Origin of the sequence: Streptomyces canus, from assembly GCF_001514145.1 — a bacterium.
Lineage (GTDB): Bacteria > Actinomycetota > Actinomycetes > Streptomycetales > Streptomycetaceae > Streptomyces > Streptomyces canus.
The window spans coordinates 235357-256689 of record NZ_KQ948658.1 but is presented as its reverse complement, the minus strand read 5'-3'; the positions used below and the strand labels follow the sequence as shown (position 1 = coordinate 256689).

The window sequence follows — 21333 nt, the reverse complement described above, 5'->3', positions numbered from 1 at the left end:
GGAGGACGGGGTGCCGGCGGGGGTGGAGACGCCGGATTCCGGGGCGGAGACGGAAGCGGAGCCCGAGGCGGACGGGGAGCCGCCCGCCTTGTCGTCACCGGGCGAGCCGGAGGTGGTGGCGAGGATGATCGCGACCACGGCGGCGCCTGCGGCGACCGTGCTTCCGGCGGCGACCAGGGCGGTTCGACGGCGGCCGCGGTGGCCGGTGGCGGGGCGGGCGGGGCCGGGGGGTTCGCCCGGGGGCATGCGGTGGGGGTGGGGGCCGAGGACCAGGGCGGGGCCGGGATCCTGACCGTCGGTGGAGCTGGGGTCGGTACGGAGGTTGGCAGCGGGGCCGTCGATGCGGGAGGTACCGGTGCCTGCCGGGGTGCCCGTGGCTCCCGACCCGGACGTAGGACCGGGATGGGCGTGTTGGTCGGGTACGGCCTGCTTGCCGCGGACCAGGGAGACGCCGGGGCCGACCCGGGTGGGGGCGGAGGCCGCGCGCGTGGGAGTGTCCCGTGTAGGTGCGTCCGGCATCGGGAAGTGCTCCGTGGGGGCGCCCGCCGAGAGGGAGTCCTGCGTAGGAGCGCTGGCGAGGGGCGTACTGGCCGTGGTGGCACCCGCCCGGAGTACGGCTCCCACCGCGCTCCCGGACGGCGTCTCCGACCGGACCTCCGAACGCTCCTCGGAGGCGGCCTCGCTGGACGCACTGGCGACACGGTCGGTCGAGAACGGCTCGGCGGGGGTGGGGGGTTCGGGCTCCGCCGCCACGACTTCGGCGAGCGCCGGGAAACCGTTCGACGGCGCGCCCGAACCCTCGTCACCGGCCCCACCCGAGGGGGCAAAGCCTGGCGGCACGGCATCCGACGGCTCCACCATGGCAGGCTCACGTACGGCCGCCTCGGGCCCCGTCTCCGGCTCTGGCTCCGGCACCCGCGGATCCCGCGCCGCCACCGGCGCCGCCTCCGACGTCTGCGCCCCTTCATCCCGCCCGGGCCCCGCGGTCTGCACAGGGTCCGCCCGTCCTACAGCCGACGCCCGCGCAGAGTCCCCTTGACGCTCACCCGGCGCCCGCACAGAGTCCACCCGCCCCGGGTCCCCCTGCCGACGCTCCCCCTCCTCCTCTTCTCCGGCCACCGGCCCCAGCGCGGCCCCGGCCCCGCCATCCCGCCCGGGACCCGCCGCCCGCTCAGGGTCCACCCGCCCCGGGTTTCCCAGCCGATGCTCCCGGTCCCCTTCCTCTCCGGCCACGGGCCCTCGCGCGGCCCCGGCCCCGCCATCCCGCCCGGGCCCCGCCGCCCGCTCAGGGTCCACCCGCCCCGGGTTTCCCAGCCGATGCTCCCGGTCCCCTTCCTCTCCGGCCACGGGCCCCCGCGCGGCCCCGGCCCCCTCTTCACGCCTGCGCCCCTCCGCCGGTCCCTGCTCGTCCGCTTCGCCGGCATCCAGGCTCGACCCCCGCCGCTCGCCTGGTTCCGCCGTCCCGATGTCGTCTCCCGCCCCGATCCTCAACGTTGGTGTGGGCGTGGGGAACGCGACCGTGTGCAGGGCTGACTCCACGTCGTCCAGGGCCGGGCGTATCGAGGGGTCCTTCTCCAGCAGGGCCGCCAGGATGTCGGTCAACGGGCCCGCCGCGGCGGGGAGTTCCGGCTCCTCGTAGAGGACGGCGTGCAGCGTGGCCAGGGTGGTGTCGCGGGAGAACGGGGAGCGACCGCCCAGGGCCGCGCACAACGTCGCTCCCAGGGACCAGATGTCCGACGGCGGCCCCTGGGGGCGGCCCGAGACCCGCTCGGGGGCCATGTAGTCGGGGGAGCCGACGAGCATGCCGACCATGGTGAGCGCCTTGGCGTCCTGCATCGCGGCGATGCCGAAGTCGGTCAGCACGATCCGGTGCCCGGCGCGGTCGGCGGACTCCACCAGGACGTTGCCGGGTTTGATGTCCCGGTGCAGGACTCCCCGCGCGTGGACCTGGCGGAGCGCCTGCACCAACCCCAGGCCGAGGAGCGCCGTTTCGCGCGGGCCCAGCGGGCCGTCCTCCACCGTCATCCGTTCCAGGGAGCGGCCGTTGACCAACTCCATGACGATCCACAGGCGTTCGCCCTCGTCCACGACGTCGTAGACCCGTACGACGTTCGGGTGGTCGATCCGGGCCGTCGCCCTGGCCTCGCGCAGGGTCCGTTCACGTCGGGTGCGGGTGTCCTCCGCGTCGAGGCCGTCGATCCGCATCTCCTTGACCGCGACCTGCCGGTCGAGCATTTCGTCGGCGGCTCGCCACACCCGCCCCATGCCCCCCTGGCCGATGCTCTCGACCAGGCGATAGCGTCCCGTCACCAGGAGCCCTGGAACTCCGCCGTTCCTCGCATTTCCCGTGTCTCCCGTATTCCCCGGCAATCCGCTGCACCCCCTCAACGATGCCCCGAGTGGAACACAATGGTCACACTTCGCGCCGTACCAGCATAGTGCGGAGAAATCTTGTGGTACCTCTTCAAGTACTGCGAATTCAGGCGCAGCCAAGGGGGACGAACATGAGTTCTCGTCGTATGACGACCATTGCCGGATCGCTGGTCACGGCAGCTTTCTCGACGGTGATGATCTTTTCCGTCACCGCGAGCGCGGACGAGGGACCCGCAAGCAGTAAGGGGGGAAAGGCCGTTGACGAGGCACCGGCGGGCGTGGAGCTGACGACGACACTGCCCGGGACGATCTCCGTCGACAACAGCTCGCAGAAGACCGGTCTCACGGCCACCGTGAAGAACGACGGGAGCAAGGACAGCGGAAAGATCAGGCTTTTGGTCGTCGGTTTCGACGGCATGACGGTCAAAAACGTTCAAGGCTGCTCTCCGATTGAAGAAAAGGATCTGCCGGAGGGCTCGAACAGCGGTTTCGCCTGCCCCGTCGACAATCTCGCGGCCGGTAAGTCGAAGTCGTACGCCGTCGACGCGACATTCGATCTCAAGAAGACCGGCAAGATCTGTCTGCCGGTGCAGACCGGCGACGGGAAGAAGACGTTCTGGCAGCAGGGACCGGTTCCCTTCGGTACGACGAACCCGTCGCCGAACGCCCCGGCCACCCCGCTGCTGCTGGGCACCGACAACAAGCCGGTGGCACCCGGTGGTGACGAACTGCCCAAGACCGGTGTCGGGCGGGACCTGCTGCCGCTCGGGGCCGCGGGCGCCTCGCTGATGGCGGCGGGCGTGGCCGGGCTGTGGTGGTCGCAGCGGCGGCCGCGGCGCACCGCCTGCTGATCCGGAGCGCATAACCGACGGAGGCATGACCTGACGGAAGTTGTCAGGTCATGCCTCCACCATGTCCGGCATGAACACCTCGACCGACGACGAAGTCGGGAGGAGTGTCAGCGCTTGACGAGCTTCCAGGCGGTGGGCAGCACGCCCATCGCCAGAGCGGCCTTGAGGGCGTCACCGAGGAGGAACGGGGTGAGGCCGGCCGCGATCGCGGCGGAGGCCGACATGTCTGCGGCGTAGGCGAGGTAGGGGACGCCGATGGCGTAGATGATCGCCTCGCCGACCAGCATCGTGCCCGCCGTGCGCAGCAGCGAGCGGTCGGCACCGCGGCGGGCCAGGGCACCGACGGCGGCGGAGGCGAGGATCATGCCGAGGATGTAGCCGAAGGAGACGGAGATCCCGGAGGTGCCCTGGGCGAACCACGGGAGACCGGCGAGGCCTGCCAGCGCGTACAGCGCGAGGGAGGCGACACCACGGCGGGCACCGAGGGTCGTGCCGACCAGCAGCGCGGCGAAGGTCTGACCCGTCACCGGCACCGGGGAGCCCGGCACGGGGACGGAAAGCTGCGCGGCGAGGCCGGTGAGCGCGGCACCGCCCACCACGAGCGCGACGTCCCGGACGCGGGAGGCGGGGATCAGGTCGGCGAGGACCTGGCCGGTGCGACGGGGGGCGACGGCGGTGCTCATGGGTACTCCGCGAGGGTGTGGACAGCGAGGGACCTCGTGACGCTATCCCAGCGCGCTCCGGCCGATCACCGTCAGCGCCCGACAAAGCGGGGAACGGGGGCTTGGTGGGCTCCGGACAAAGAGTGGGGGTTACACCGGGTTTGGCGTGACACCTGTCACTGAGGTGAGGTGGCCGGGGAGACAGGGGCGCTGTTCACACCACTGTGGGGAATCTCCAAACGAATCCTAGTGCTCTGGTCGGATTCACCGTTCCTGGCCTACTCTTCCAGTCATGGTCGCCCAGTCCCGGTACTTCTCCTCGCGTCGCCACGTCGATCTGCGACGTGTGGGCACGGCCGTCTGTCGCCGTCCGGCGTGAGGCGGGCTCCGGCGCGCCTCATCCTCCGAGACGTGTCGGCCCCCGTTCCCGAGGACGGTCTTCCATGCCCCGTACCGAGGCATCCCCTGTCACCCCGACTCCCATGTCCCGGCGCCGGACCAGCGCCAGTGTGGTCCTGCGGTCCGTGCTGGAGCACGGCCCGGTGGCCCGCAGCACCATCTCCCGGCTGACCGGGCTGTCCCCGGCCTCCGTCACCGACTACTGCGCCCGCTTCAGCGAACTCGGCCTGATCCGCGAGTCGGCCGTGCCCCGGCGGTCGAACGGCGTGGGCCGCCCGCACGTCCCCGTCGACCTGGACGACTCACGGTTCGTGGTCGGCGGCGTGCACGTGGCGGTGCCGTACACCACGGTCGCGCTGCTCGATCTGCGCGGCCGGGTGCTGGCGCGCCGCGAGCTGAAGCACGAACACACCGCTCCCGAGCTGGTGTTGGCGCGGGCCGCCGAAGCGCTCGGGGCTCTGCTGGACGCCGCCCCCGGCTGCCGGCCGCTCGGCATCGGCGTGGCCGTCGGCGGCTGGGTGGACCGGGACTCCGGGACCGTCGTCGAGCACCCCCTGCTCGGCTGGCACGAGGTGCCGGTACGGGAGGTACTGAGCGCCCGCACCGGGCTGCCGGTCCATGTGGACGGGCACGCGCGGGCGTTGGTCAACGCGGAGCGGCTGTTCGGGCGGGCGCGCGGCAGCCGGAGCGTGCTGCATCTGTTCGTCGGCAACGTGGTGGACGCGGCGTTCGCCACCAACGACGAGGTGCACCACGGGCCGCGCTCCCAGGCGGGCACCATCGCCCATCTGCCGGTGCCGGGCGGCACCGAGCCCTGCGACTGCGGCCGGACCGGCTGCCTCCAGGCCGAGTTGAGCGAGCGGACGCTGTGCCGGCGGGCCCGGCAGGCGGGGGTCATCGAGGGCGACAACCCGATGCATGTGGTCGCGGCGGCGGCCGCGGGCGATCCGGAGGGGGTACGGCTGCTGGTGGAGCGTGCGGGTGCCGTCGGACGGGCGGCACGGTTGCTGCTGGACGTGCTGAACCCGGAGACGGTCGTGGTGACCGAGATCGGTGTCATGCACCGGCAGGACTGCCTCGCCGCCCTGCGCGAGGGGGTCGGCAGCGAACGCGCGAATTCCGTGATGCCCACGGGTTTCCCGGATTCCGTGCTCGCCGTGGCGGGCGGCGCGGTGGCCCTCGACGTGCTCTACCGGGATCCGCTCACCCTCTCCCACCTGAGCGGAATTAATTCAGAAACTCCGAATGTTGACAGAGCCTCCGCATGACCGCGAACATCCTGTTCATGAGCCCGCACCTGTACTGTCGCACCCTTTGTTGCTGACACGCTGCCCCGCGTGACGCGCTCATTCCCCCTGCGTTGATTCTCCTTCTTCGTGCTTTCCCCTGCGCTGTTCCGGCGCTGATTCCGGGAGCTCTCCCATGCCTGTTTCCCGTACGTCCGGCATCGACCGGCGTCTGTTCCTCTCCTCGATCCTCGGTGCCGCGGCCGGCGTCGCCGGGCTCAGCGGCTGCGCAGGAAGCAGTGCCGCCGCAGACAGCAAGGACGCCCTGTCCGCCCCGCTCGCCGCGAAGGTCCCGGCGGGTACCAGCCTGAAGATCGCCTCGTATCTCGGCATCCAGCAACTCCAATTGAAACTGGGCAAGTTGGGTGCGCTTCCGTTCAAGGTGTCGAGCTGGCCCAATATCGCCGCAGGGCCCGATGTCATCAACGCCTTCCGCGCGGGTTCCCTGGATGTCGCCACCAACGCGGGTATTCCGCCGATCCAGGCGCACTACCAGGGATTCGACGCGAAGATCGTCGCCATCAACATCACCCGCAAACCGAGCTATCTCTTCGCCACCAAGCCCGGCAGCGACATCCGCACGGTCCAGGACTTCAAGGGAAAGCGGCTCGCTTTCTCCCAGGGGCAGGCCCAAGGCGTCGTCCTCCTTCGGGCGTTGAAGAAGGCCGGCATCGCCTACGACGACGTCAAGCTCGTCCCGCTGACCAGCAACCAGTTCTTCACCGCTCTGCAGTCGGGCCAGGTGGACATCGCGCCGCTCGCCAACAGCCAGGCGCCCTCCTATCTGTCGCAGTACGAGGCCAAGGGCGCCCACGCCGTCACCACCGACGTCGTCGACCTGCTCACCCTGCTGTGGGCGCCGACCTCCGTGCTGGCCGACTCCGCGAAGGCCGCCGCGGTCGCCGCCTACATCCCGTACTGGGCCAAGGGCCAGGTGTGGGCGTACGAGAACCCCGACATCTGGAACGAGCAGTTCTACGTCAAGACGCAGAACCTGACCCTCGCCCAGGCCAAGGCGGTCACCGCGCTCGCCAACAAGCCTCTGTTCCCGCCGAGTTGGGGCGAGGCGATCAAGTGGGAGCAGGAGACCGCGGATCTGCTGGCGGAGGGCGGCTTCGTGAAGAAGTTCGACGTGGGCGACCTCTTCGACCACCGCTTCGAGGGCATCGCCGCGAAGTCCGTGGCCGCGGAGTACCGGAGGTGAGCGCCGTGACCACGACCGAAGCCGCCGTCACGGTCGCCCCCGCGAAGGACACGCCCCAGGTACGCAGGCGCCGCCGGCTCTCCCCCGGCAGGCGGCTGCCCGCCGCCCGGCTCGCCGGACCGGTCCTCCTCCTCGCCCTGTGGGCCGCCGCCTCCGCCGCCGGACAGCTCGACCCGGCCGCGATCCCGGCACCCTGGACGGTGGTGCGCACGGGCGCCCATCTGTGGACCGACGGGACCCTGCCCACCGACATCCTGACCTCGCTCCAGCGAGCCGCGACCGGCTTCGTGATCGGACTCGTCGCCGGTGTCGTGCTGGCCCTGGCCTCCGGTCTGAGCCGGACCGGCGAGGCGCTGATCGACGGGACGGTCAACCTCAACCGGGCGATCCCGACCCTCGGTCTGATCCCGCTGTTCATCCTCTGGCTGGGCATCGGCGAGACCTTCAAGGTCGCGATCATCGCGATCGTCGTGTACATCCCGATCTATCTGAACACCCATGCCGCGCTGTCCGGCATCGACCACCGCTTCGTCGAACTCGCCGAGGTACAGGGGCTGTCGAGGTTCGCCTTCGTACGGCAGATCGTCGTCCCCGGCGCGCTGCCCGGATTCTTCGTGGGCCTGCGGCTCGGCGTCACCGGCTCCTGGCTGGGCCTGGTCGTCCTGGAGCAGATCAACGCCACCAGCGGACTCGGCTACATGATGTTCCAGGCCCAGAACTACGGCCAGAGCGATGTGATCCTCGTCGGTCTCGTCGTCTACGGCGTCTTCGGCCTGGTCTCCGACAGCGCGGTCCGTCTCGTCGAACGGAGGGTGCTGTCATGGCGACGCACACTGAGCAGCTGACCCGGGTCGCCGTCCAACTCCGGGGTCTGACCCGGTCGTTCGACGGGCGTACGGTCCTGGACGGCATCGATCTCGACATCCCGGCCGGACAGTTCGTCGCCCTGCTCGGGCACAGCGGCTCCGGCAAGAGCACGCTGCTGCGGGCGGTGGCGGGGCTGGACCACGAGGTCGTGGGAAGCGGCCGGCTCACGGCTCCCGAAAGGGTGTCCGTGGTCTTCCAGGACTCACGGCTGCTGCCCTGGCGGCGGGTGCTGGACAACGTCCTGCTGGGCACGGACGGCGAGGACAGGGGCCGGGAGGCGCTCGCCGAGGTGGGTCTCCAGGGCCGCGAACGCGCCTGGCCCAACGAGCTCTCCGGCGGCGAGGCCCAGCGCGCCGCCCTCGCCCGCTCCCTGGTCCGTGAGCCCGAACTGCTGCTGGCCGACGAGCCGTTCGGAGCCCTTGACGCGTTGACGCGCATCAAGATGCACGCGTTGCTGCGGGAGCTGTGGAAGCGCCACCAGCCGTCCGTCCTCCTCGTCACCCACGACGTGGACGAGGCGATCGTGCTCGCCGACCGGGTGCTCGTACTCGAACAGGGCCGCATCGGCCTCGACCTGACCATCGACCGCCCGCACCCGCGCTCGTACCGGGATCCCCTGCTGGGCGAGTACCGGGAGCGGCTGCTGGCCGCGCTCGGTGTGACGGAGGACCACGCATGACCACCGGACAGCTCCACCTCAACGCGTTCCTGATGAACACCGGCCACCACGAGGCGTCCTGGCGCCTCCCCGAGAGCGACCCGTTCGCGCACGTCTCGCTCGACCACTTCATCCGCCTGGCCCGGATCGCCGAGCGCGGCACCTTCGACTCGCTCTTCCTGGCCGACGGGCCGCAGTTGTGGAGCAGCCTCGCCCAGCGGCCCGCCGGTGCGCTGGAGCCGCTCACCCTGCTGACCGCGCTGGCGACGGCCACCGAGCACATCGGGCTGATCGCGACCGCATCGACCTCCTACAACTCCCCCTACAACCTGGCCCGGAAGTTCGCCTCGCTGGACATCATCAGCGGTGGCCGGGCGGGCTGGAACATCGTCACCACCGCGGGCAAGGAGGCCGCCCGCAACTTCGGTCTCGAGCACGAGCCCGCGCACGCGGACCGGTACGCCCGGGCCGGCGAGTTCCTCGACGTGGCCCTCAAGCTCTGGGACAGCTGGGAGGACGACGCGATCGTCGGCGACAAGGCCGCCGGCGTCTGGGGCGACGACACGAAGATCCACCCGCCTCGGCACCAGGGGACGTACTTCAGCGTCGAGGGCGCGCTCAACGTGCCCCGCACGCCCCAGGGTTACCCGCTGCTCGTGCAGGCGGGCTCCAGCGAGGACGGCAAGGCGTTCGCGTCCCGGTACGCGGAGGCGGTGTTCACCGCCCAGCAGACCATCGAGGACGCCCGGGCCTTCTACGCCGACCTCAAGTCCCGTACCGCCGCGGCCGGCCGGGACCCCGACCACATCAAGGTGCTCCCCGGCATCGTCCCCGTCATCGGCGCCACGGAGGCCGAGGCGCTCGCGAAGGAGCGGGAGCTGGAGGAGCACATCGTGCATCACCACGGCGTGGCCAACCTGGAGCGGCTGCTGCAACTGCCCGCGGGTTCCCTGGAGCTGGACCGGCTGCTCCCCTCCGACCTGCCGCCGGAGTCCGCCGTGGAGGGCGCCAAGAGCCGCTACACGCTCGTCGTCGAGCTGGCCCGGCGCGACCGTCTCACCGTGCGGCAGCTGATCGGGCGGCTCGGCGGCGGGCGCGGCCATCTCACCTTCGCCGGTACGCCCGAGCAGGTCGCCGACGCCATAGAGACCTGGTTCACGCAGGGCGCCGCCGACGGCTTCAACATCATGCCCCCGGTCCTGCCGTCCGGCCTGGACACGTTCGTCGACCACGTCGTCCCGATCCTGCGCACCCGCGGTCTGCTCCGCACGGAGTACGGGCCGAGACAGACCCTGCGAGAGCGCTACGGCCTTCCGCGCCCCGCGAACCAGTACGCCCAGCCCGTCCACGCCTAGGAAGGACCACTCCCATGTCCGGTATCGAGATCCGCAAGGTCACCGCCCGCATCGGCGCCCACGTCTCCGGTGTCGACATCTCCAGGCCGCTCGACGAGGAGACGGCCACCGCCCTCCGGGACGCCCTCAACGTCCACAAGGCGCTCGTGTTCAGTGACGTGAACCTCGACGACGAGGGTCAGCAGGCCTTCGCCCGTCAGTTCGGCGAGCTCACCACCGCCCACCCGACCGTGCCCGCCGTGGACGGCGCCCCGAACGTCCTGCCCGTCGACAGCGAGGAGGGACGCGCCGCCAACAACTGGCACACCGACGTCACGTTCGTCCTCAACCCGCCGCAGGCCAGCACCCTGCGCAGCCTGACGATCCCGCCGTACGGCGGCGAGACGCTCATCTCCAACTCGGCGGCCGCGTACCGGAATCTGCCGGAGCCGCTGCGCCGGCTGGCCGACGGTCTGTGGGCCGAGCACACCAACGACTACGACTACGCCGTACCGGAGGAGACGGTGGACGAGGAACAGGCCGCCCGGCGGGCCCAGTTCACCTCGATCAAGTTCCGCACGGCCCATCCGGTGGTCCGGGTGCACCCGCTGACCGGTGAACGCGGGCTGTTCATCGGCGGGTTCGCGCAGCGGATCGTGGGCCTGTCGGTGAGTGAGTCCCGCAAGGTCCTCGACCTGCTCCAGGCGTATGTGACCCGGCCGGAGAACCTGCTGCGGCACCGCTGGTCGGAGAACCAGCTCGTGCTCTTCGACAACCGCATCACCCAGCACTACGCCGTCGACAACTACGACGGTCTGCCGCGGCGGCTGCACCGGGTGACCGTCGCCGGGGACGTGCCGGTGGGCATCGAGGGCAAGGAGAGCTACTCGATCGAGGGCGACGCCTCGCACTACACGGCCGTAGCGGCGTAGTCACAGCGGGTTCGGCCGGTGTCCGTATGGTGAGCGGCCTCCCCTTTGACCTGGGGAGGCCGCCCAGACTGTGGGCGTTTTTGCCCGTCTCACGCACTGGACGAACCCGCCCATGCCCAGCACCACCGTCAAGGCTCCACAAGAGTCGGACGCCTCCCTCACCCACGGCCTCAAGCAGCGCCATCTGTCGATGATCGCCCTCGGCGGGGTGATCGGCGCGGGACTGTTCGTCGGTTCCGGCGCGGGGATCGCCGCCGCCGGGCCCTCGATCGTCCTCGCCTACACGCTCTCCGGCCTCCTCGTGATGCTGGTGATGCGGATGCTCGGCGAGATGTCGGCCGCGTACCCCTCCTCCGGCTCCTTCTCCGCGCACGCCGAGCGGGCGTTCGGCCCCTGGGCGGGCTTCACCGCCGGCTGGTCCTTCTGGATCCTGCTGTGCACGGCCGTGGGCCTGGAGGGGATCGGCGCCGCGAAGATCGTGACCGGCTGGCTGCCGGGGACCCCCGAATGGGCCTGGGTGGCCCTGTTCATGGTGGTCTTCTGCGCCACGAACCTGGCCGCGGTGAAGAACTTCGGCGAGTTCGAGTTCTGGTTCGCGGCCCTGAAGGTGGGCGCGATCGGCCTGTTCCTGGTCCTCGGGGTGCTGGCGATCGCCGGTGTCCTGCCCGGCACGGACGCCCCGGGCACCGAGAACCTCACCGGCCGCGGGGGCTTCTTCCCCGGCGGCGGCGAGGGCCTGGTCGTCGGCCTGCTCGCCTCCGTCTTCGCGTACGGCGGCCTGGAGACGGTCACCATCGCGGCCGCCGAGTCCGAGGACCCGGTGCGCGGGGTGGCGAGCGCGGTCCGGACGGCGATGTGGCGCATCGCGCTGTTCTACATCGGCTCGATGGCGCTCATCGTCACCCTGGTCCCCTGGGACTCCACGGCGGTCGTGGAGAAGGGCCCGTACGTGGCCGCCCTCGACGAACTGGGCATCCCGGGGGCGGGGCAGCTCATGAACGTGGTCGTCCTGATCGCCCTCCTCTCCGCGATGAACGCCAACGTCTACGGCTCCTCCCGCATCGCCTACTCCCTGGTCGAGCGGGGCCTCGGCCCCAGCACCCTGGGGCGCGTCTCCGGCGGTGTCCCGCGCCTGGCGGTCCTCGCCTCCAGCGTCTTCGGTTTCGTCTGCGTGGTCCTCAGCTACTGGCGCCCCGACGACGTCTTCGCCTGGCTCCTCAACATGATCGGCGCGGTCATCCTCGTCGTCTGGGGTTTCATCGCCGTCTCCCAGCTGCGGCTGCGCCGCGCCCTGGAACGCGAGGCCCCCGAGCGGCTTGCCGTCCGCACCTGGGCCTTCCCCTACCTGACCTGGGTCGCCCTGGCGGGCATGGCCACGATCCTCGTCCTGATGGCCCGCGAACCGGACACCCGCGTCCAGCTGTACTGGACGGGCGGCATGACGCTGGTCCTGGCGGGCGCGGGGTACGCGTGGCAGAGGGCGCGCACCGAGGCCTGACTCCCCGCGAGGACGTGACTCGCGGGGGTTGCCCATCAGGCCAGTGGGCTCAGGCCTTTCGCCCCACACCCCCGTGCTGGCCGATCGGAGCGGGGGTCGCGTCGCCGTCCGGGCGCCACAGCGGGACCGACACCACGCCCGGGTCCACCAGGTCCAGGCCCTCGAAGAACGCCTCGATCTTGTCGACCGGACGCAGGAGGTAGGGCACCGCGCCGGTCTCGTTGTAGGCGTCCTGGGCCTGCTCGTAGTCCGGGTCGGTGCCGCGGGAGCCGTCGTTGACGCAGAGGTAGCTGCCGGAGGGCAGGCCCGCCACCAGCCTGCGGACCAGGTCGCGGGCCAGGTCGTAGTCGGTGACATGGCCGAGGATGCCGCTGAGGATCAGGGCGGTCGGACGGGTGAGGTCGAGGGTCCGGGAGGCCGCCTGAAGGACCTTCTCCGGCTCGTAGAGCGTCAGGTCCTCGTACGCCGTCGCGCCTTCCGGTGCGGAGGTGAGAAGGGCGCGGGCGTGGGCGAGGACCAGCGGGTCGTTGTCGACGTAGACGATCTTCGATTCGGGGGCGAAGCGCTGGGCGACCTCGTGGGTGTTGTCGACCGTGGGCAGCCCGGTGCCGACGTCCAGGAACTGGCGGACGCCCGCCTCCTCGACCAGGTACCGGATGCTGCGGCCGAGAAAGGCGCGGCTGCTGCGGGCGATCGTGACGATGCCGGGGAAGACGGCCGTGTAGGCGTCGCCGGCCGCCTCGTCGACGGGGTAGTTGTCCTTGCCGCCGAGCCAGTAGTTCCAGATCCGGGCCGAATGCGGCACCGAGGTGTCGATCTCCGTCATGGGCCCATCGTGCTACGACCTGTCCGTCTCGCACGGCACATTGAGTGAGAGAAGTGCGGCGGATCCGTCTTCGCCGAGGCGCAGTTCGGTGATCGCCGCGTTGCGCAACCGCGGGAACACTCTGCGGTACTCCCCGAGCGGGATCGACAGCAGCGTGCACAGCACCAGCCGCAGCAGGGTGTTGTGGGCGACGACCAGGACGCGCTCGTCGGGGTGGGCGGCGGCGATGCGGCGCAGGGCGCCGGCTCCCCGGGCGGCGGCTTCGCGCGGGTCCTCCGCGCCGGGGAAGGGATACGTCACCGGGTCCGCCCGGAAGGCCTCCGCCGCCTCGGGCACCTCCGCGGCGAACTCCGCGAGGGTACGGCCCTCCACCACCCCGAAGTCGCACTCCCTGAGGTCGGGTTCGCGCCGCGGGGCGACGCCGAGGGCACGGCAGGCGGGGTCGGCGGTGGCGATCGCCCGGGAGAGGGGGGACGTCCAGATCGCGTCGGGGCGGTGCACGGCGGCCCACCGGCCGAGCGCCTCCGCCTGGGCGCGGCCCTCGTCGGTGAGCCCGATGTCGCTCACCCCCGCGTAGCGGTTCTCGGCGTGCCAGATGGTCTGTCCGTGCCGGGCCAGCAGCAGCGTCGTGCTCATGTGGGGGCGGTCTCCAGGTTCTCTGCGGTCGGTCACGGTCGGTCGTCTTCAGGATGCCGTGGTGTCCCGGTCGAGCCGGGCGCGCGCGTGGGCCGCCACCTGCGCCGAAAGCCAGCCGCGCGCGGTGAGTTCGCCGACGAGACGGGCGTACGGGTCGGCGAAGAGAGCCGTGCGGCCGGGGCGCGGCTCCACGACCGTGCGGATGCGGACCATGTGCTCGGCGGCCTCCGCCAGGGGGGTGCCCGTGGTGCCGTGCAGCGCCAACGCGGCCATTCCCAGGGCCGGTTCGGTCTGTTCGGGTACGCGGGCCGGGCGGCCGAGGATGTCGGCGCGGAGCTGGTTCCAGTACGGGCTGCGGGCCGCGCCGCCGGTGAAGGTGAGGGGGCCGTCGAGCGGCGCGCCCAGGTGGTGCAGGTAGTCCAGGCACAGGCGCTCCGCGAACCCGACGCCCTGGAGGATCCCGGCCCAGCGGTCGGCGTCGTCGGCGGGGGTGCCCAGGAGGAGGGCGGTGGCGTCCGGGGCCAGGAACGGGAACCGCTCGCCCCGGGAGACCAGCGGGTACGCGACCGCGCCGGACGGCTCGAAGGCGGCGGCCCGTTCGTCCATGGTTACCGGGTCCACGTCCGCCGGCAGCGCCCCCGCGCCCACGCTCGACGCCCCGCCGGGCAGCCAGGTACCGCCCGGTGCGCGGTGGTTGTAGACCACGCCGGTGGGGTCGCGCACCGGGTCCGGGGTCGCTCCCTTGAGCACGAGGGTGGTACCGAGCACCGAGTTCCAGGATCCGTGCCGCAGGGCGCCCGCCGCGATCTGGGCCGCACAGCCGTCGGTCATCCCGGAGATGACGGGGGTCCCGGCGGGGATGCCGGTCGCCTCCGCGGCGGCCGGGCAGACCTCGCCGAGACGGGTGCCGGGCGGGACGACGTCGGGGAGGTCCAGGGCGATGTCCGGCCAGGCGTCGCGCTCGAGGTCGTAGCCCGTCTTGAGGGCATGGCTGGAGTCGGCCGGCACCGGCCTGCCGACCAGCCGGGCGGTGACGGTGTCGGGCTGGTGGGTGACCCGGCCCTTCCCGTGCGCGCCGACGAGCCACAGCGCCTTCGGCAGCGCCCAGGTGTCCTGTACCGCGAGCCCCGTCTCCCGCAGCCGAGCCGCCTCGCCCGCCGCGCGTGTGTCGTCGTACATGAGCGCCGGGCTCGTCGGCCGCCCCTCCGGGTCCGTCAGCAGCACCGTCCCGGACGTCCCGCACACCGCGAGTCCGCCGATCCGTACGCCCGTCAGGGTGAGGAGCGCGGAACGGGACGCCGTACGCACGGCCTCCCACCACTCCCCCGGATCCTGTTCGTGCCGCCCGCCCTCGCGCCGGCCGCCGAGCGGGGCGGAACCCCGGCCCCGCACGGTTCCGCCGGCCGTGACCGCCAGCGCGCGGACGCTCTGTGTGCCGAGGTCGATCCCCAGCCACACCGTCTCGTTCTCGTCTGTCATCTCTGTCATCGGGGCCTCCCACCCGCACGGGGTCTATGCGTACCCCGGACCCGCGGCTCAACATCGTGACAGTGAAGCGACGATCCGGAGGTCGACGATGACCCAGAGGACCGATCCCGTACGTGTCGTGGCGGCCGGCGACCACTTCGTACTGCCGGGGCTGATCGCCGGGGCCGTCGAGGCCGAGCTGGGCGACATCGCCGCGGACACGAAGGAGGTGAGGCTCGGCTGGCCGCTGGAACCCTTCGGGCCGGTGGCGGAGGTGACGGAGGCGAGCGACGCCGAGGACGAGCTGATCGAGGCGCTGGACGGCGCGGAGGTCCTCGTCACCCAGATGGGCCCCGTCACCGAGCGGGTGCTGAACGCCGCCGACAGCCTGCGGCTGGTCGTCGTGTGCCGGGGCGGCCCGGTCAACGTGAACCTCGACGCGGCCAAGGCCCGTGACGTACGGGTGTGCTTCGCGCCCGGCCGCAATGCCGCCGCCACCGCCGAGTTCACCGTCGGCATGCTGCTGGCCGCCGTGCGCCGCATCCCGCAGGCCCACGACCTGCTGGCCGGACAGGGCAGTTGGGAGGGCGGCGCCGCCTACTACACGTACGAGAACAGCGGCCTGGAGCTGGAGGACCTGCCCGTCGGACTCGTCGGCTACGGCGCCGTCGGCAGCAGGGTCGCGCGTGTCCTGTGTGCCTTCGGCGCGCAGGTCATGGTGTACGACCCCTATGTGCGCGGCGAGATCCACGGCCTGCGCGTGTCCTCGCTGGACCAGCTCCTCACCCGCTCCCGGGTGATCACCCTGCACGCCCGCCTCACCGCCGAGACCCGCGGCCTGATCGGCGCCCGCGAACTGGCCCTGCTACCCCAGGGGGCGGTCGTGGTGAACGTGGCCCGCGGTCCGCTCCTCGACGAGAGCGCCCTGTGCGACGCACTGGAGGCCGGCCGGCTGTCGGCGGCGGCCCTCGACACCTACGCGCACGAGCCGCTGGCCCCGGACTCCCGGCTGCACGCCCTGGCCGACCGGGTCGTCCTGACCCCGCACCTCGGCGGGGCGAGCCGCGCGGTGGCCGAGAAGGCGGCGAGGATCGCGGCGGAGGAGGTGGGCCGCTGGGTGCGGGGGGAGCCGTTGGCGCACTGTCTGACCTGAGCCGGGAGGCAACATGTACGTCGGTATCGATGTGGGCACGTCCGTAGTCAAGGCCGCCGCTTTCGACAGCGGGGGCCGTCAACTGGCCGTCGAGTCACGCCCGGTGGAGCTCTCCCTGCACGGCGGGTTCGTCGAGCAGGACATGGCGGAGGTCTACGACGCCGTCGTCGACGTCCTCGGCAAGCTGACCGGGCGGGTGCCTCAGCCGGTGGAGCTGGCCGGGCTGACCGGTCAGGGCGACGGGGTGTGGCTGGTCGACGAGGAGGGGCGGCCGGTGCGTTCGGCGCTGTCCTGGATGGACGGCCGGGCCCACGAACTGCTCGACCAGTGGCTGGCGGACGGCACCTTCGAGACGGTGTTCCGGCGGACCGGCGGCGCGATGTTCCCCGGCTCGCCGGGGCCGTTGCTGGCCTGGCTCGACCGGTACGACCCGAAGTCCCTGGATGCCGCCGCGACCGCCGTGTACTGCAAGGACATGGTCTTCCAGCGGCTGACGGGTGCCGCGCGGGCGACGACGGACGTGTCGGACGCGTCCATGCCCTTCCTCGACCCTCGGACACGGACGTACGACAACCGGGTGGTCGAGGTGCTGGGACTCACCCGTCGCCGAAGGCTGCTCCCCCCGATCGGCGACCCGATCGCCACGGGCGAGGCGCGGGGCGAGGGGCTGCCGTCCGGGACGCGGCTCTCGAACGGGCCGTACGATCTGCCGGCCTGCGCGCTGGGCGCCGGGGTCACCGCGCCGGGCGACGGACTCCTCATCGTCGGAACCTGTCTGGCCGCGCTCGTCGCCACCACCGAGCTGGACCTGACCGGGGAGCCGGCCGGGCTGTACATCTCCACCGACCGGCCCGGGCACCGGCTGCGGGCGATGCCGGCGATGGTGGGGACGGCGGCGCTGGACTGGGTGCTGTCGACCACGGGCGTCACGCATGCGGAGGTCGACGACCTGCTGGCGGCGACCCCGCCGGGGGCGCACGGGGTCCGGGTGCTGCCGTACTTCGCTCCCTCCGGGGAGCGGGCTCCGTTCGTCGAGCCGCATCTGCGGGCCGAGCTCAGCGGGGTCTCGCTGGAGACGACCAAGGCGGATCTGATCCGCGCGACCTGCGAGGGCATCGGGTACGCGGCCCGGCACTGTCTGGAGGCGGCCGGGCTGACGGGGTCCCTGGCGGTGTGCGGTGGGGGGACGCGGAGTCCCGCCTGGATGCGGTTGCTGGCCGATGTGCTGGGGCGGCCGTTGCGGGTCGTGGAGGGGGAGGTCGGGGCCCGGGGAGCGGTGCTGGCTGCGGCCGAGCGGTACGGGGTCTCGCTGGACGCGGGGGCCTGGACCGCGCCTACGGCGATCGTCGAGCCGGATCCGGGGCGGGCCTCGTACTACGCGAAGGGGTACGAGGAGCATGTGGCACGGTTGGATGTCGCGCGGGAAGCGGCCGGACGTCAGCTGCGAGGCACAGGGTGTTCATGAGGTGCTCGAACTGCGGTGGGTCCCTTCAGGAGTTTCGGGCGCTCACCGGCGAGGAGCAGAAGTTCGTACGGGAGCACAAGCCCAGGCACACCAGCCTGGGCTCGTACTTCCGGTGCGCGCGTGAAGGGTGTCTGCGGTATCAGCGGCGCGGGGACCAGAACGACGGGGGGTCCTTCCCCAAGCCGGAGAAGTGACTACAGGTTGCTGAAGTCGGGGCCCTTGGTGCGGGTGCGCTTGATCTCGTAGAAGCCCGGGACCGAGGCGACCGCCACGGTGCCGTCCCAGAGGCGGGCGGCCTCCTCGCCCTTGGGGGCCGGGGTGACGACCGGGCCGAAGAAGGCGATCTCCTCGCCGTCGGGGCCGGGGACCGCGATGACGGGGGTGCCGACGTCCTGGCCGACCTTGTCGATGCCTTCCTTGTGGGAGGCGCGCAGCTCGGCGTCGAACTCGAAGTCCTTCTGGTCGAAGTACTCGATCAGGTCGGCGGGCAGGCCGACCTCCGCCAGGGCGCCTTCGACGGCCTCGCGCGTCGGGCCCTGGCCCTCGTTGTGGATACGGGTGCCGAGCGCGGTGTACAGCGGGCCGAGGATGTCGGAGCCGTGCTTCTGCCAGGCCGCGGTGACCACCCGGATCGGCTGCCAGGCCTTGGTCTCCAGCAGCTCGCGGTACTCCTCGGGCAGCTCGTCGATCTTCGGTTCGTTCAGCACGGCCAGGCTCATGATGTGCCAGCGCACCTCGATGTCCCGGACCTTCTCCACCTCCAGGACCCAGCGGGAGGTCATCCAGGCCCAGGGGCACAGCGGGTCGAACCAGAAGCCGACGGGAGTCTTGCCGGAGGCGTTCGCGGTGTCGGACATGCGTCTCCTAGAGAAGTGTTCGTTTCAACCCGCAACACCGTTCGTCGCCCACCCCATTCCCGGCTGACCGATGTCAGGAGCACATGGCAGGATCGGGCCTGTCCGCATGCTGAACACATCCGAGGGAGTACCGCCCGTGCCCGGTGAGAATCTGTCCCGCGACGAGGCCCGGGAGCGGGCCGCCCTGCTGTCCGTCGACGGGTACGACGTGTCCCTCGACCTGCGCTCGGCGGTCGGCGACCAGGCCGGGGACGGCCCGCGCACCTTCCGGTCCGTGACCACGATCCGCTTCCGGTGCAACGAGCCGGGCGCCACGAGTTTCGCGGACCTGATCGCGCCGAGCGTCACGGCGGTCTCGCTGAACGGCCGGGACCTCGACCCGGGCGCGGTCTTCGACGGCTCCCGGATCGCCCTGGAGGACCTGGCCGCCGACAACGAACTGGTGATCGACGCCCAGTGCGCCTACTCCCGCACCGGCGAGGGCATGCACCGCTTCGTCGATCCCGAGGACGGCGAGGTCTACCTCTACACGCAGTACGAGCCGGCCGACTCGCGCCGCGTCTTCGCGAACTTCGAGCAGCCGGACCTCAAGGCGCCGTTCCGCTTCGAGGTGCGGGCGCCGCAGGGATGGGTGGTCTGGAGCAACGGCGTCGGCTCGGAGAGCGACGGCGTGTGGCGGTTCGCGGAGACGAAGCCGATCTCGACGTACATCACCTGCGTGGTGGCGGGGCCGTACCACTATGTGACGGACTCCTACGAGCGCGTCTTCGAGGACGGCACCCGGCTGGAGATCCCCCTCGGCGCCCTGTGCCGCAAGGGGCTCGCCCCCCACTTCGACTCCGACGACGTCTTCCTGGTCACCAAGCAGGGCCTGGACTTCTTCCACGACCACTTCGACTACCCGTACCCCTTCGGGAAGTACGACCAGGCGTTCGTGCCCGAGTACAACCTCGGCGCGATGGAGAACCCGGGGCTCGTCACCTTCCGCGAGGAGTTCATCTTCCGGGGCAAAGTCACCCAGGCGTCCTACGAGGGCCGGGCCAACGTCATCCTGCACGAGATGGCGCACATGTGGTTCGGCGACCTGGTCACCATGGTCTGGTGGGACGACCTGTGGCTGAAGGAGTCCTTCGCGGACTTCATGGGCACCTTCGCGAACGTCGGCGCGACCCGCTTCAAGGACGCCTGGATCACCTTCGCCAACCGCCGCAAGGCCTGGGCCTACCGAGCCGACCAGCTGCCCTCCACGCACCCCATCACCGCCGACATCCGCGACCTCCAGGACGCCAAGCTCAACTTCGACGGCATCACGTACGCCAAGGGCGCCTCCGTACTGAAGCAGCTCGTCGCGTACGTCGGCCAGGACGCGTTCCTGGAGGGCGCGCGGCGCTACTTCAAGCGGCACGCGTACGGCAACACGCGCCTCGGCGATCTGCTGTCGGTGCTCGAGGAGACCAGCGGGCGGGACATGGGCGCGTGGGCGCGGTCCTGGCTCCAGACGGCCGGGGTCAACTCCCTCACCCCGCAGGTGCTGCTGAGCGCCGAGGGGCGGGTCGACGAGCTGGCGGTCGTGCAGGAGGCGGCCGCTCCTGCCCCGGCGGACCACCCGGAGCTGCGGCCGCACCGGGTGGCGGTGGGCCTGTACCGGCGTACGCCCGAAGGGGCTCTGGAGCGGTACGCGCGCGCCGAGGTGGACGTCGACGGCCCGCGGACGGTCGTGGCGGAGCTGGCCGGTGCCGAGGCGCCGGAGCTCGTGCTGGTCAACGACGACGACCTGACGTACTGCAAGACCCGCTTCGACGCGGGGTCCCTGGAGACCCTGAAGTCGGGACTCGGTGATCTCACCGACCCGCTCGCCCGCGCCCTGTGCTGGTCGGCGCTGTGGAACATGACGCGGGACGCGCTGCTGCCGGCCAGGGAGTTCATCGACATCGTGCTGCGCTTCGCGGGCCGTGAGTCCGACATCGGCGTCCTGCAGATGCTGCACGCCTGGGCCGAGTCGGCGGTGGTGCACTACGCGGCGCCCGAGTGGCGCGAGCGGGGTGCGGGGCTGCTCGCCGAGGGGGCCGAGCGGGAGCTGCTCGCCGCCGGGCCGGGCAGCGAGCAGCAGCTGGCGTGGGCGCGGTTCTTCGCGCGGACGGCCGAGAGCCCGGCGGGCCTGGACCTGTTGCAGGGCCTGCTGGACGGCACGGCGGCCATCGACGGGCTGGACGTCGACCAGGAGCTGCGGTGGGCGTTCCTGCAGCCGCTGACCGTGTGGGGTCTGGCCGACGAGAAGGCACTGGCCGCCGAGCTCGCCCGCGACGACACCGCGTCCGGCAAGCGCCATCAGGTCCGCTGCCTGGCCGCCCGTCCGTCCGAGGCGGTCAAGGCGCAGGCGTGGGCGCAGGTCGTGGAGTCCGACGCGCTCTCCAACGCCCTGGCCGAGGCGACCATCTCGGGGTTCAACCAGCCGTCCCAGCGCAATCTGCTGGAGCCCTACTCGGAGAAGTACTTCGCGGTGATCGAGCGGATCTGGCAGGACCGTTCGATCCAGATCGCGATGAACACCGTCTCCGGGCTGTTCCCCTCCCTCCAGGACCCGCGGACGACGCTGGACGCGGCGGACGCGTGGCTCGCGGCCCACGAGGACGCGGCACCGGCGCTGCGGAGGCTGGTGCTGGAGGGGCGGGACGATCTGGCGCGGGCGCTGCGGGGGCAGGAGTGCGATGCGCAGGCCGTCAACCACGGATGACCTTTGGCCTGAGCTTGGGCTCCCGGTAGCCGTTACGAAATCCGTTCAATAGCAGCCGTAACCCCTGGCCTCACCCGAATGGACCAGGGGTTTTCACTCCCTGGTCGGCACCCGAACACCCGTCCTTTAGT

The 21333-nt window shown here is 71.5% G+C and carries 16 protein-coding genes and 1 pseudogene; 11 read left to right on the top strand and 6 right to left on the bottom strand.

Features of this window, described 5'->3' with window-relative positions:
• Positions 1-1502 precede the first annotated feature (1502 nt).
• Positions 1503-2265: pseudogene (locus AQJ46_RS59020) on the bottom strand (serine/threonine-protein kinase); the annotation flags it as partial.
• Positions 2266-2504: 239 nt separating this feature from the next.
• Here AQJ46_RS59020 and AQJ46_RS10630 point away from each other — a divergent pair.
• Complete coding sequence (locus AQJ46_RS10630; protein ID WP_059205334.1) at positions 2505-3224, top strand: LPXTG cell wall anchor domain-containing protein; 720 nt, start codon at positions 2505-2507, stop codon at positions 3222-3224.
• A 107-nt stretch (positions 3225-3331) separates the two neighbouring features.
• On the opposite strand, the gene AQJ46_RS10625 is transcribed toward AQJ46_RS10630, so the two are convergent.
• Positions 3332-3907 (bottom strand): biotin transporter BioY, encoded by a 576-nt coding sequence (locus AQJ46_RS10625; RefSeq protein WP_059205333.1) that lies wholly within the window; start codon positions 3905-3907, stop codon positions 3332-3334.
• A 422-nt stretch (positions 3908-4329) separates the two neighbouring features.
• On the opposite strand from AQJ46_RS10625, the gene AQJ46_RS10620 reads away from it, so the two are divergent.
• From AQJ46_RS10620 to AQJ46_RS10590, 7 genes are all read left to right on the top strand, one after another.
• Positions 4330-5553 carry an ROK family transcriptional regulator gene (locus AQJ46_RS10620; RefSeq protein WP_059205332.1) on the top strand — a complete coding sequence of 408 codons (1224 nt, stop codon included), beginning with the start codon at positions 4330-4332 and terminating at the stop codon, positions 5551-5553.
• 154 nt (positions 5554-5707) lie between these two features.
• Positions 5708-6775 carry an ABC transporter substrate-binding protein gene (locus tag AQJ46_RS10615; RefSeq protein WP_059205331.1) on the top strand — a complete coding sequence of 356 codons (1068 nt, stop codon included), beginning with the start codon at positions 5708-5710 and terminating at the stop codon, positions 6773-6775.
• A complete protein-coding gene (locus tag AQJ46_RS10610) occupies positions 6772-7620 on the top strand; it encodes an ABC transporter permease (protein WP_059205330.1) in 849 nt (282 codons plus the stop codon). Before AQJ46_RS10615 ends, AQJ46_RS10610 begins: the two co-directional genes overlap by 4 nt.
• On the top strand, positions 7596-8321 hold the full coding sequence (locus AQJ46_RS10605; RefSeq protein ID WP_059205329.1) for an ABC transporter ATP-binding protein: 726 nt from the start codon (positions 7596-7598) through the stop codon (positions 8319-8321). Before AQJ46_RS10610 ends, AQJ46_RS10605 begins: the two co-directional genes overlap by 25 nt.
• On the top strand, positions 8318-9655 hold the full coding sequence (locus AQJ46_RS10600) for an LLM class flavin-dependent oxidoreductase (protein WP_059205328.1): 1338 nt from the start codon (positions 8318-8320) through the stop codon (positions 9653-9655). The genes AQJ46_RS10605 and AQJ46_RS10600 overlap by 4 nt, the downstream gene beginning before the upstream one ends.
• 14 nt (positions 9656-9669) lie before the next feature.
• Positions 9670-10566 (top strand): TauD/TfdA dioxygenase family protein, encoded by an 897-nt coding sequence (locus AQJ46_RS10595; protein WP_059205327.1) that lies wholly within the window; start codon positions 9670-9672, stop codon positions 10564-10566.
• A 112-nt stretch (positions 10567-10678) separates the two neighbouring features.
• Entirely contained in the window at positions 10679-12064 is a 1386-nt protein-coding gene (locus tag AQJ46_RS10590) for an amino acid permease (protein ID WP_059205326.1), read from the top strand.
• Positions 12065-12113: 49 nt separating this feature from the next.
• On the opposite strand, the gene AQJ46_RS10585 is transcribed toward AQJ46_RS10590, so the two are convergent.
• From AQJ46_RS10585 to AQJ46_RS10575, 3 genes are read right to left on the bottom strand one after another with little or no spacing between them, the layout of a single operon-like run.
• Positions 12114-12890 carry an SAM-dependent methyltransferase gene (locus AQJ46_RS10585; RefSeq protein WP_059205325.1) on the bottom strand — a complete coding sequence of 259 codons (777 nt, stop codon included), beginning with the start codon at positions 12888-12890 and terminating at the stop codon, positions 12114-12116.
• A gap of 12 nt (positions 12891-12902) precedes the next feature.
• Positions 12903-13526 (bottom strand): histidine phosphatase family protein, encoded by a 624-nt coding sequence (locus AQJ46_RS10580; RefSeq protein ID WP_059205324.1) that lies wholly within the window; start codon positions 13524-13526, stop codon positions 12903-12905.
• Between the two features lie 48 nt (positions 13527-13574).
• Positions 13575-15005, bottom strand: a complete 1431-nt coding sequence (locus AQJ46_RS10575) for an FGGY-family carbohydrate kinase (RefSeq protein WP_059205823.1) — start codon at positions 15003-15005, stop codon at positions 13575-13577.
• A 97-nt stretch (positions 15006-15102) separates the two neighbouring features.
• Here AQJ46_RS10575 and AQJ46_RS10570 point away from each other — a divergent pair, with 97 nt between their 5' ends.
• Positions 15103-16146 (top strand): 2-hydroxyacid dehydrogenase, encoded by a 1044-nt coding sequence (locus tag AQJ46_RS10570; RefSeq protein WP_059205323.1) that lies wholly within the window; start codon positions 15103-15105, stop codon positions 16144-16146.
• A 13-nt stretch (positions 16147-16159) separates the two neighbouring features.
• Entirely contained in the window at positions 16160-17611 is a 1452-nt protein-coding gene (locus AQJ46_RS10565) for an FGGY-family carbohydrate kinase (RefSeq protein WP_059205322.1), read from the top strand.
• Positions 17612-17805: 194 nt separating this feature from the next.
• On the opposite strand, the gene AQJ46_RS10555 is transcribed toward AQJ46_RS10565, so the two are convergent.
• Positions 17806-18468, bottom strand: a complete 663-nt coding sequence (locus AQJ46_RS10555) for a mycothiol-dependent nitroreductase Rv2466c family protein (RefSeq protein ID WP_059205320.1) — start codon at positions 18466-18468, stop codon at positions 17806-17808.
• Positions 18469-18604: 136 nt separating this feature from the next.
• On the opposite strand from AQJ46_RS10555, the gene pepN reads away from it, so the two are divergent.
• The gene (gene pepN, locus AQJ46_RS10550; RefSeq protein ID WP_059205822.1) at positions 18605-21202 is read left to right on the top strand and encodes an aminopeptidase N; all 2598 of its coding nucleotides are present in this window, start codon (positions 18605-18607) and stop codon (positions 21200-21202) included.
• Positions 21203-21333: the final 131 nt, after the last annotated feature.